Annotated in this window: 11 protein-coding genes; 6 read left to right on the top strand and 5 right to left on the bottom strand. The window is 41.3% G+C overall.

Going from position 1 to position 12,356, the window contains the following annotated elements:
* The first annotated feature begins 153 nt into the window (after positions 1-153).
* Both LCM09_RS16735 and LCM09_RS16730 read left to right on the top strand, forming a co-directional pair.
* Positions 154-1,470 carry an NCS2 family permease gene (locus LCM09_RS16735; RefSeq protein ID WP_224884260.1) on the top strand — a complete coding sequence of 439 codons (1,317 nt, stop codon included), beginning with the start codon at positions 154-156 and terminating at the stop codon, positions 1,468-1,470.
* 326 nt (positions 1,471-1,796) lie between these two features.
* On the top strand, positions 1,797-3,008 hold the full coding sequence (locus tag LCM09_RS16730) for an EAL and HDOD domain-containing protein (protein ID WP_224884257.1): 1,212 nt from the start codon (positions 1,797-1,799) through the stop codon (positions 3,006-3,008).
* Between the two features lie 47 nt (positions 3,009-3,055).
* Here LCM09_RS16730 and LCM09_RS16725 read toward each other — a convergent pair whose 3' ends face one another.
* Positions 3,056-4,087, bottom strand: a complete 1,032-nt coding sequence (locus tag LCM09_RS16725; protein WP_224884255.1) for an oxidoreductase — start codon at positions 4,085-4,087, stop codon at positions 3,056-3,058.
* Positions 4,088-4,268: 181 nt separating this feature from the next.
* Here LCM09_RS16725 and LCM09_RS16720 point away from each other — a divergent pair, with 181 nt between their 5' ends.
* On the top strand, positions 4,269-4,700 hold the full coding sequence (locus LCM09_RS16720) for a hypothetical protein (protein ID WP_224884253.1): 432 nt from the start codon (positions 4,269-4,271) through the stop codon (positions 4,698-4,700).
* A gap of 53 nt (positions 4,701-4,753) precedes the next feature.
* Here LCM09_RS16720 and LCM09_RS16715 read toward each other — a convergent pair whose 3' ends face one another.
* The 3 genes from LCM09_RS16715 to LCM09_RS16705 form a co-directional block, all read right to left on the bottom strand.
* Positions 4,754-5,257, bottom strand: coding sequence for a YwgA family protein (locus tag LCM09_RS16715; protein WP_224884251.1), 504 nt, complete (start codon positions 5,255-5,257; stop codon positions 4,754-4,756).
* 116 nt (positions 5,258-5,373) lie between these two features.
* Positions 5,374-6,657: an HD domain-containing protein gene (locus tag LCM09_RS16710; RefSeq protein WP_224884249.1), complete on the bottom strand. Its 1,284-nt coding sequence runs from the start codon at positions 6,655-6,657 to the stop codon at positions 5,374-5,376.
* Between the two features lie 140 nt (positions 6,658-6,797).
* Entirely contained in the window at positions 6,798-8,042 is a 1,245-nt protein-coding gene (locus LCM09_RS16705; RefSeq protein WP_224884247.1) for a dicarboxylate/amino acid:cation symporter, read from the bottom strand.
* A 599-nt stretch (positions 8,043-8,641) separates the two neighbouring features.
* On the opposite strand from LCM09_RS16705, the gene lipL reads away from it, so the two are divergent.
* Positions 8,642-9,478, top strand: coding sequence for an octanoyl-[GcvH]:protein N-octanoyltransferase (lipL, locus tag LCM09_RS16700; protein ID WP_224884245.1), 837 nt, complete (start codon positions 8,642-8,644; stop codon positions 9,476-9,478).
* Between the two features lie 187 nt (positions 9,479-9,665).
* Here the strand turns inward: lipL and pta are convergent, their stop codons facing one another.
* Entirely contained in the window at positions 9,666-10,640 is a 975-nt protein-coding gene (gene pta, locus LCM09_RS16695; RefSeq protein WP_224884243.1) for a phosphate acetyltransferase, read from the bottom strand.
* A gap of 331 nt (positions 10,641-10,971) precedes the next feature.
* Between pta and hemQ the strand changes: the two genes are divergently transcribed.
* Positions 10,972-11,718, top strand: a complete 747-nt coding sequence (gene hemQ / locus LCM09_RS16690; protein ID WP_224884241.1) for a hydrogen peroxide-dependent heme synthase — start codon at positions 10,972-10,974, stop codon at positions 11,716-11,718.
* A 192-nt stretch (positions 11,719-11,910) separates the two neighbouring features.
* Entirely contained in the window at positions 11,911-12,333 is a 423-nt protein-coding gene (locus LCM09_RS16685) for a cell wall hydrolase (RefSeq protein ID WP_224884239.1), read from the top strand.
* The last annotated feature ends 23 nt before the right edge of the window (positions 12,334-12,356 follow it).

The following is a 12,356-nucleotide window of genomic DNA, read 5'->3' as shown; positions in this document are numbered from 1 at the left end:
TACTATTTTATCATACACACAATAGTGTATTCATCCAGGAGCCCCTATGCTGATATAAAAGGAAAATTACTAATTTACCCTTGCTAAAAATCTCTTTTACGAATAATATAGAGATTGTGTTTAAAAATCGTTCGTATTTGCAGGAGGTATTGTATGTTAAACTCCTTTTTCCGTCTAAAAGAAAATGGAACAAGCGTTAAAACTGAATTTCTAGCCGGTATCACCACGTTCTTAACGATGGTCTATATTGTTATTGTAAATCCTATCATTCTTTCATCAACTGGAGTGCCATTCGATACGGTTTTCATGGCAACGATCATCTCAGCTGTAGTCGGTACACTTTGGATGGGTCTGTTTGCTAACTATCCGATTGCGATCGCTCCTGGTATGGGGCTTAATGCTTATTTTGCTTTTTCTGTTGTAGGAAGCCAACCAGGCGTTTCTTATCAAGTAGCATTCGGCGCCGTATTTATTGCTGGACTACTATTTATCATCCTTTCACTTACACCGTTTCGTGAAAAGCTAATCGAGGCGATCCCAACGAATTTGAAGCTCGGTATCACAGCAGGTATCGGTTTATTCATAGCGTTTATCGGTTTACGTATGACAGGGATCATCGTTGCTGACAAAGAGAACCTCGTTACGCTCGGTAACCTTCATTCTCCAGAAGTGTTACTCGCACTTGGAGGATTGATCATCACACTCATTCTGATGGCACGTAATATACATGGAGCATTATTCTTCGGTATGATCGCTACTGCAATCATTGCCATTCTAACAGGTCACCTTGAATTCAAAGAAGGGCTTGTCGGTTCACCATCTTCACCTGATCTATTTGTGTTCGGAAGTCCCCTTCAAGCTTTTAAAGACATGATCGAATATGGTTTATATGCCGTTGTTTTCTCTTTCTTACTAGTTACGCTGTTTGATACAACAGGTACGATGGTAGGTGTAGCCGAACAAGCTGGACTAATGAAAGGGAAGAAAATGCCTCGCGCACGTCAGGCACTTCTTGCAGATTCAATCGGAACAACAGTCGGAGCTATTTTCGGAACGAGTCCAACGAGTGCTTATATTGAATCTTCTTCAGGTGTCGCATCTGGAGGGCGTACGGGTTTAACATCAGTAGTTGTCGCGGGTCTCTTTATCGCTGCTGCTTTCTTCGGTCCACTCGTTGGTGCCGTATCAGGACTTTCTGCTATTACAGCTCCAACGCTGATTATTGTCGGAAGCTTGATGATCAGCGCTGTTGGTAAGATTGAATGGAATGAATTCGATGAAGCTTTCCCAGCATTTCTTATCGTATTAACCATGCCGCTCACATCAAGCATTGCGACTGGAATCGCACTTGGTTTCATCACTTATCCTATTCTGAAATTAGTGAAAGGAAAAGGACGCGAGGTTCACCCGCTTCTGTACCTATTTGCCGTCCTCTTCTTCTATCAACTAGCATTTCTACCGCATGCTTAATCAAAGGACCTGCTTCTATTGGAGCAGGTCTTTTCAGATTATCGAGAAAGACTTTAGAACCACCTGCCAGGGATTTGGTGATGATTTCCGCTCAATGATGCTCGCTTTCCGCGGCGAGGAGATTCGGGGTTCGTCCACAGGAGAGCAAGCGGTTCGAACTCCTACGGCATAGGGAACAAATGAATAAAGGCTTTCCAACATAGCTGAAAAGACCTCCTTCAAATTGAACAGGTCTTCTTTTAATTTAATTAACGTTTCAATTACCTTGATATTCCATTATAATAAATTCAAGGTAATAGTAATAAATTTCCTTCTGGAGGTATAAAGTGGACGTATTTATCGGGCGTCAGCCGATTTTAACAGTCGACAAGCAGCTGTTTGGATATGAATTATTACATAGAACCGGAAACCTCAATTCTTTTGACGGGTTTGATGGTAACCAAGCAACAGCAGAAGTCATCTCTCATTCTTATTTAACGTTTGGACTAGATAAATTATCTGACCAAAAAAAGTGCTTTATTAATTTCACGAAAGATTTGATCCTTGATGAAACACCTAAACTATTTTCACCTGAATCTATTATCATCGAGTTACTAGAAGATATTGAAATAACGGAGGAAATTATAAAGAAGTGTGAGAGCTTTAAAGCCGATGGCTACAAAATTGCCATCGATGACTTCACGGATTTTGGTAATTACGAGAACATTTTGCACGTGATCGATATCATCAAAGTTGATTTCCTTGGAACATCGAAAGAGAAACGCATCGAAATCATGGATCGCTACCGTCACCTCCCCATACAGTTTCTAGCTGAAAAGGTGGAAACGTTAGAAGAGTTCGAGGAGGCAAAAGGTCTTGGATTCGAACTGTTTCAAGGATATTTTTTCAGTAAGCCGTCCATCCTTTCTACGAAGGATCTTAAACCGATGCCGCAACTTTATATTCAGATTCTGAGCGAGATCAATCAGCCGTCACCTGATATTCAAGCAGTCGCTACCTTAGCTGAAAAAGATGTTGCTCTTTCTTATAAACTATTACGCTTGATCAATTCACTCGGACTTAGAGTAAAGGTAAGTAATGTGAAGCAGGCAATCGTATTATTAGGACTCGCAGAGGTGAAGAAATGGATCTTGATCCTAATGGTTACAAAGGATACTGAGCAATCTTCAGAAATTCTTCATCTCTCTTTAACACGAGCCAAGCTAGCAGAGTTAGTAGCAAAGAAAATTAACGTGAATCCACATCAGGCTTCACTAGTAGGAATGTTTTCGTTACTCGATACGATCTTGCAGCGACCTATGGAAGAAGTTCTAGATGAGCTACCGATTGACGACGTGATTAAACAAACTTTGATGAACTCTCAACAAACAGAATACCATCAAATCTTGAGTATCATTAAAGCTGTGGAACAGAACGATTGGCAAGAGCTTTCCTCTCATCTCAATACGTTGACAATCACCAGTGATGCTTTACAAAACAGCTATATCGAAGCTCTTAAATGGGCTGATTCTATTATTCAAGTAACAGTTAAAGGATAAGCAGTAACCAAAAGAACGAGATGGCCGAGTGGGCCACCTCGTTCTTTTTACTTCCACTCAATGGTGCGGTTTGTAGCACTACTCTTCAATGCCAGTTCGATACATTTGATCACGTTCAACGCTTCCTGAGCCGTTACAGGCGCAGCGTCGCCTTCTTTAATCGAACGAACGATTCCTTCATAATACTCTTGATAGGATCCTGGAACGGTAGGAACTTTCCTCTCCTCATTTCCTGAAGTAAGCATTCCATAATCCCGCTTAGAATCTTCACCCCATCCAGGTCCTCCTGGGATCTGCCCGTTCTTAAGCGCTTCTTCTTGAGGATCAATTCCCCACTTCACGAATGACCCTTCCATACCATGAATTTGATAGCGCGGGCCTGGTTTCTGCACAAGCGACCCTCCATGCAAGATCACTCGTTTGACTCCGTATTTTAAAATAAGGTGGAAATAATCATCCGTCTTTGCACCTTCACGCTGTGCCACTACATCTGCTATCACACTGTCTGGTTCTCCAAAAAGAGAAAGAGCTTGATCGATCAAGTGGGAGCCAAGATCAAAAAGAATACCCGATCCCTTCTTATCTTGCTCTCTCCATCTGTCACGTACTTCGGCACGATAGCGATCATAATGCGCCTCATACGTGTACACTTCACCTAGAGTATTCTCGTCTACTAGCTTTTTAATCGTTAGAAAATCGTTATCAAAACGCCTATTATGATAAACACTTAAGATACACCCATTCTCTTCTGCCACATCAATAAGCGTTTCACACTCTGAAACATTTACTGCAAAAGGTTTCTCAAGAACGACGTGCTTACCAGCTTCTAGCGCTTTTTTAGCCATAGGGAAGTGGAATTCATTCGGTGTTGTAATAACAACAAGCTCTATATCATTGTTACTTATCACGTCTTCAATGGATGGTCGAACATCTACCTCTGGAAGTGCGGACAAAACTTTCTCAGGATTAGACGAAACAACCGTCGTAATATGTAAATTCTTCACTGATTTCATCACAGGAGCATGGAACGTTGCACCTGAAAATCCGAAACCTACGATCGCAGTGTTTATTCTATCCATATTGAACACTCCTTTTCTTCTATATGAGTCTTTCGAACCTTTTTTATCAATCGACAAATTCTATTACTAGTCTCGACATTTTTCTCATAACCTTTTGTACCGGAAAGATTATACTAAACGTTAACAGGGTATTTATTGTAATACGCTCGAAATAATCGTAATAGAAAGGTGGAGATTTGTGATGAAGGAACGTTTGTATTCACCAGTATCGATCGGTGCTGGAATTGGTATAGTATCTACTCTCATTTACATAGTGCTTCTCCAACTCAGCAACTTCCAGCACAACGTAATCTATGGGATCTTAACCATGGTTCTTGCTCTTATTATTTATTCAATAGTAGCGATTGGTTGGATGCCTTCTCTCTTAGAGAGTCGAGAAAGCGTCGGGCTTTCAGCTGGTATCACCTTTCATGTGTTATCATCCTTTTCAATCGTCTTTCTGCTGGCAGAGTCGATCCCTGGTTTGCTGCAGCTTGTTCTTCCATACCTCAGCACGTTGGTCTTTTCTCTACTTATGATAGGACTCTTAATTTTATCTGGCTATATTCTCACAAAGGTTAATGTCAGCAAGCTCCAGACAACACTATCGAAAAAAATCCCTCTTAAAGGTTAGACGAAAAAGGTGCCGAATTTACTTCGTGCACCTTTTTCTATTGAACTAGTATTCTATTGAAGCAAGCTGTTAAGACCATTAATAAATGCGTAAGCCTCTTCGATCTCATCACTTGAATAATTTTGTTTTCGTTTAATCGTTTGGATCTTCTCAATCACTTCATCTTTCGTAAGCTTATCAAAGAATAATACGGTTGAAACCAGCTCAAGAAAACGCGAGCTTTCTCCGTTCATTTTTAAGATACACTCATTTAAAGAAGGAAAATCTAAATTGTAATGTCCTAGAAATTCAGTTCCTTGATCCGTTACGGAATACTTGTATTGGTAGTAATTCCCCTTGCTTTCCTTCACTTCTGCGACAAGCCCAAGATTGCAAAGCTCTTCAACTCGAAGCGTTAGTTCCTCAGAATACGGACCATAAAAATGAAATTGATACTTTTCGTTAAATGGAAACTGCAATTTCTTACAAATATATATGATTTTCTGAAGCTTTTTCCGTCCGGTAACTTCTCCCGCTTCTTTTAATACAGTAATGACTTTCGCATGATCTTCTAGCAACCTGTACCCCTCCCCATTTTTCTTTTGACAGGTTGTCCAAAAAGCTATTTATATCTACTATCGTTTTGGCCTGCAGAGGAAGCGCACTTCATCACAGCAGGTTTCTTTTTGAACAGTTAATCTAATTGTAGCAATGACCTAATGCGACGAGTGGCTTTTGTGTTCCCCTGCATGATAATATCTGCGGGATAATAGAGCTTGTGATCTGTACGCTTCTTGCCCGATATGGCTTCTACAACTTCAGATTCACGAGAAAGTTCCCTTAAATCTCCACCTGGTTTAAGGAGATGGATCGGAAGTCTTTCTTCCTCTTCTCCTGGACGGTAGAAATCATATGGAAGATCTGAAGAAGAATCGACTTCTAAATAGTAATCAGGATCGATCCCAGCTTCTTTAAAGGAGTCGTATAGCTCTCTCCAATCGTTCATTTTCTCCATCGGATTGAATTCTACGTACTTAAACAACCGTCGATTCATGAAACGCTCGCAAAGATCGCGGAGAATTGGATCGTCCTCTTCTTGCCATATTTGAAAATAGAACATCACAACAGATTCATCAAGCTTTAAGAAATCTTCAAGACTGATATTTTCTTTAAAAAGAGAGTGAAAATGTTTCGGTTCATGCTTAAATGAGTACCCTTCGAGATAAAGCTTCTTTGCTCGATGCAAAATCTTGCTTAAAATCACTTCCGCACTTCTCGTTACAGGGTGGAAATAGATTTGCCAATACATCTGATAGCGACTCATGATGTAATCTTCAACAGCATGCATACCACTTTGCTTTATGACGATTTGATCATCACCTGGTCTCATTACGCGCAGAATCCGTTCAATATCAAACTGTCCGTAGCTCACGCCAGTGAAGTAAGCGTCACGCAACAAATAATCCATACGGTCCGCGTCGATCTGACTGGATATTAAGGAAACGACTAGTTTGTTGTCATGCGTTTTTGCAATAACATCTGCTACTTCTTCAGGAAAACTTGCGCTCACCTTACGAAGGATCTGATTAATTTCCGTATCACCCAATATGACCATTCTAGTGAAATCTTCATGGTCGAATCCAAATACTTTCTCGAACGAATGGGAAAACGGGCCATGTCCAACATCATGAAGAAGTGCTGCACACATACTTAACAATCTGTTTTCTTCGTTCCAACCGTCATATTGAGAGAAGATCTCGTTGATTCTTCTAACGATTTCATAAACACCGAGAGAGTGACTGAAGCGACTATGCTCAGCACCGTGAAACGTTAAATAGGTTGTTCCTAACTGTCTAACCCGGCGAAGGCGTTGAAACTCTTTCGTTCCAATGAGCTCCCAGATTAAACGGTAGCGAACATGGATATAGCGATGAACTGGATCTTTAAATACTTTTTCTTCGTTTAATCGTTCGAGCATCTCAGCATTGGACCCCTTCCGTCAAATTCATCCCCTTATTATAGCTCAAATTATACCAAAAAGAAACCTTCCCCCACCCGTCCAAAGGACAGGTAGAAGAAGGTTTTAAAGTTAAAAAACAAGGGATTTGTCGAGAAAATTTAGCCATTGAAACCTTCAGCAGCAGTTGCTGCAGCTTTTTCTCTTTTTTCCTCTGATTTTTTAATATAAAGAGCACATGCAGCATCACCTGTAATATTAACTGCAGTTCGTGTCATATCAAGCAATCGATCCACTGCAAGAATTAAACCGATCGGCTCTACAGGAAGTCCAACTTGATTTAGAACCATCGCAAGCATGATGAGTCCTACACCAGGAACACCGGCTGTACCGATACTTGCAAGAGTTGCGGTCACAACAACGATGATGAGCTGCGTGAATGTAAGATCGATTCCAGTTATCTGTGCGATAAAGACGGTTGCAACACCCTGCATGATCGCTGTTCCGTCCATATTGATCGTCGCCCCTAGAGGCTGAACAAAACTACTGATCTGTTTAGGGATCTTTAAGTTTTCCTGAGCTGTTTTCATAGAGACAGGAAGTGTACCACTACTAGATGACGTACTGAATGCAACGGCCATTGCTGGTGAAAAAGCTTTAAAGAATTTAAGCGGATTCTCTTTACCCAGCAAGTAAATAGCACTACTATACGTAACGAGTGCATGTATAAGCAGTGCAACCAGCACGACAATAAAGTACATACCCATGGATTGCAGTGCTTCTTTACCTTGACCACCGACAGCAGAGGCGATCAAAGCGAACGCTCCGTATGGAGCAGTTTCCATAATAATTTTAACTAAATACATCATGACATCGTTACCTTGTTCCATAAGGTCACGCAGCGCCTTTGTTTTGTCGCCAAGGACTGCAAGTGCAAACCCTATGAATATAGCAAAGGCGATGATTTGCAGCATGTTCCCTTCTGTTAAAGCCTGAAGAGGGTTCGTCGGGATAATGTTCAGAATCGTATCCATTACTGGAGGTGCTTCCTCCGCCTCAAAATCACTCTGGCCGGAGAATGAGCCTTCCACACCAGGTTTGATTAGATAAGCAAGTGCCATAGCGATCGAAATAGCGATGGTCGTCGTTACTAGGAAAAAGCCTACTGTTTTTCCTCCCATACGACCTAGCTTCTTAGGATCACTGATTCCAGCTGTACCTACTACGATCGAGAAGAACACAATCGGTACAACTAGCATTTTAATTAAGTTTAAGAAGATTTGTCCGACTGGACTTAGAAAATACTGATCTACAGGTCCAAACGCACCTGGTGCAAACAAGTTAAATATTACACCAACTAAAATACCCAACACTAAACCGGCAATAATCTTAACCGTTAGCTTCATGGACACTACCCCTTTCTTGAATGGTTTCTATGCAAGTCATTCGTTTGCTGTCTCGCTTTTATGAAAGCACTTACATCTCATGTTGTTTTTCCTTTGCTCGCTCTCTTACTCGCTAACTAGTAAACACACAAATATTATTATAGCATTTTAGACAATTCTCGCAAAATTATCTTAACTTAGTAAGTTCACAAATTTACTGTGAAATAAAGGTTTTAAAGGCAAAAAGTCGTTAAAACTAAGAAGAAAGTACGAGAAGTTTTCCCGTACTTTCCAACTCTAAGGTGTTATGCTCTTTTATGCGGCATTAAATGTATTATTTCCACAACTTGGACATGGTGGTAACTGATCACTATCTTTTTAAATAGTCATTTCCTGACCACAATTTGTACACTTATACATTCCTTCTCCAGGTCTGTCAGTTGCTCGTGGCATCCCTTCACCTCCCATAATTATCTAGTAACCTATATTCCACCATTCCCATTTGGTTCAAACATAATAATATGTCATCTCCCGGGAAATATTGTCGCAATATGTAATCTGAAGATGAGTATTTTTTCGTGCTATAATAGCAAAAGATTAGCAACAGAAAGGAAATAGCTATGGCGAATGACTCAGTACTTTACCAGCCAGAATGGCGAATAATAGACCAATCTACTCTAGGACCCTCATTCGATGCACTACAATCTTTTGCAATGGATGATACGTTATGCAACTCAACAGGAAGCGGCGATTCTTCGCCTGTCATGCGCTCGTGGGTTCATCACGATACGATTGTACTCGGTATACAAGACACACGTCTCCCAAGCGTTGAGCGTGGGATCGAATACTTAAAGCAACAAGGCTATAAGGTCATCGTTAGAAATTCAGGAGGACTTGCGGTTGTACTGGATAGCGGTGTTTTGAACCTCTCACTTGTGTTTGCAGAGAAAGCGCAGGAAATGGGAATCGACAAAGGGTACGAATCCATGGTTGATTTCATTCAGGAAATTCTTTCACCATATGGGGTTACTATAGAAGATCGCGAAATTGTCGGCTCCTATTGTCCAGGCCGCTATGACCTTAGTATTAATGGACAAAAGTTCGCAGGAATTTCTCAGAGACGCCTTCGTGGAGGCGTTGCAGTTCAGGTTTACCTGTGTGTAGACGGAAGTGGTTCAGATCGCGCAGAACTAATCAAGGAGTTTTACGAGCGTTCCCTAAATGGCGAAGAAACTAAATTTAGCTATCCAACAATTGTTCCAGAAACGATGGCTTCATTGAGCGAATTGATTGGAGAGAGCTTGTCCGTTAGTGATGTGATGATGCGAACGCTTAAAACGCTGAATAAATACGCTGGGACATTGACGACTCAACACCTTTCGATACCTGAGTTATCTCTGTACGACTACAATTATCAGCGTGTTTTCACACGAAATGAGAAAGCACTATATAAATAATTATTAAAAGCACCCGAAAGTTGTTTCGGGTGTTTTTTTATGATGGGAAATTGGTGGTATATCAGCGATTTTCGTATTATATCCGCGCAATCTATGGATATATCCGCTAAAACAAAAATATATCCGCGAACCTACCGTGAATTGAAAAAAAGACTGCCGAACTCGTGTCGACAGTCTTTAATGAACCTTATAAACTCTGCATCGCTGTAATTAGCGCTAGCTTGTAAACATCTTCTTCACTGCAACCTCTTGATAGGTCGTTAACTGGCTTGTTTAGACCTTGTAGGACGGGTCCTACTGCTTCAAAACCGCCGAGACGTTGAACCATTTTGTACCCGATGTTACCTGCTTCAAGACCTGGGAATACAAATACATTCGCTTGCCCTTCAAGTGGCGATTCAGGTGCTTTCTTCTTTGCTACTTCAGGAACGAATGCAGCGTCGAATTGGAACTCACCATCGATAACAAGATCAGGTGCTTTTTCTTTTGCGATCCGTGTTGCTTCCATCACTTTTTCAGTTTCAGGAGATACAGCTGAACCTTTTGTTGAGAAGCTTAGCATCGCTACTTTTGGATCGATTCCAAACATCTTAGCTGTTTCCGCGCCGGAAACGGCGATTTCAGCAAGGTCATTGCTATCGGGGGCAATGTTGATTGCACAGTCAGCAAATACATATTTCTGATCGCCTTTTACCATTACGAACGCACCAGATGTCTTTTTGATGCCTTCTTTTGTTTTGATAATTTGAAGAGCCGGACGAACCGTATCGCCAGTAGAGTGAGCAGCACCACTTACAAGGCCATCAGCTTTTCCTGTGTGAACGAGCATTGTTCCAAAGTAATTCACATCAAGAAGAATTTCTTGAGCTTGTTCTGCTGTTGCTTTTCCTTTACGACGTTCTACGAATGACTCAACAAGAGCGTCCATTTCTGAATAGCTTGCTGGATCAAGGATTTGTAGATCTTGATGAAGTTCAACATGTAATGTTGATGCTTTGTCCTTCACTGCTTCTTCTCCACCAACAACAATTGGTTTTAAGATGCCATCCTCTGCAAGACGATTTGCGGCTACAAGAACTCTCTCATCTGTACCTTCTGGAAAAACAATCGTTGGCTTGCCGTTCTTCACTGTCTCTTTCATGCTTGTAAATAGATCACTCATTGTATTCACCTCATTAATATGACTTCTACTCCCTACGATACTCTTTTTTCCCTAAAAACAAAAATAAATCCCAAACTGTAAGCCTTTGCATGTAAAAGTTCTACTTTTCTGACGAATGAGCGGTGCGACATGTCCTCTCTTCTACTCATTTTGTAGAACATTCCTTATATGTGATAAGCATGAAAGAAGTGAGGCCGAGTATAAACTGACCCGATAAAAGAGTTGCCTTTCCTTCACATGATCCACACTTCAATCGCTTTTAAACAAGTACAAGTATTGGTATAGTAGAAGATGGAGATTGATTGGATACTTATTAAGGAGTGGATCATATATGAACCAAGCAGCAGAAACTCTTGATGGCTGGTATTGCCTGCATGATTTCCGTTTGATGGATTGGACTGCATGGAAGCAGCTATCTAGCGACGAACGTGACAATGCGATTAACGAATTCTTAACGTTCCTCGAAAAGTGGGAAGTAACAGCAAATCACAAAGAAGGAAGTCACGCACTATACTCCATCGTAGGTCAGAAAGCAGACTTTATGTTGATGCTCCTTCGCCCTACAATGGAAGAACTCAATGAGATCGAGAATGCATTTAATAAAACAACACTTGCTGAATATACAATACCAGCATACTCTTATGTATCAGTTGTTGAGCTAAGTAACTATATGGCTGGCAAAGACAGCGATCCTGATAACGACCCTCGTATTCAAGCACGCTTGAAGCCAGAGCTTTCTGAAGCGCCATATGTTTGTTTCTACCCAATGAACAAAAAGCGCGAAGGAAACGATAACTGGTACATGCTTTCCATGGACGAGCGTCGTGACATGATGCGTAGTCACGGACTCATTGGACGAAGTTACGCTGGGAAAGTAAAACAGATCATCACCGGTTCAGTCGGTTTCGACGACTGGGAATGGGGCGTTACTCTATTCGCTGATGATGTTCTGCAGTTCAAAAAACTTGTATATGAAATGAGATTTGATGAAGTGAGTGCACGCTTCGGTGAATTCGGAAGCTTCTTCGTTGGAACTCACCTTCCTAAAGAACGCCTCCCTCAGTTCTTGTACGTATAATACGATGTGGAAAAGCCATTGAAAACATTTGTTTTCAATGGCTTTTTTCTATTTGCATGTTTCTCTCTTCATTCTCGATCTACAAAAAGTCATAACCTCCCATATGAAACATACAATGAGTTACGAAGGGGCCATGGCTTTATTCTTTCATCCTGCTGAGGAACGTTGTGAAACCTGAGATGAGGTGGTCTTTTGGCCGTTATTCAAACGAATGACTCAGATGTTGCTCTCTTGGCACGATTAATGCGGGCCGAGGCAGAGGGCGATGGTGAACTAGGTATGCTGATGGTGGGAAATGTCGGTGTCAATCGAGTAAAAGTTACCTGTATTGATTTCGAAAACATTAACTCTATCACAAACATGGTTTATCAAAGTCCGGGGGGGTTCGAAGCTACCAAAAAAGGCTATTTTTATCAACGCGCTAGAGAAAAGGATAAACGCCTAGCCCGAAAAACGATCAAAGGGACCCGATACCACCCGGCAAGTAACGCACTGTGGTTCTTCAAACCATCTGGAACCTGCCCTGCTCAGTGGTTCGATCAATGGAATGCTGGAAGGTATAAAGCGCATTGCTTTTATCAACCTACCGAAAGTGAGTGCTCAGAGGTTTACTAAGGCTAAGGGAACGCTTAAGGAGG

The organism is Guptibacillus algicola, assembly GCF_020171805.1.
GTDB lineage: Bacteria > Bacillota > Bacilli > Bacillales > Guptibacillaceae > Guptibacillus > Guptibacillus algicola.
This window is presented reverse-complemented; position numbering and strand designations above follow the sequence as displayed.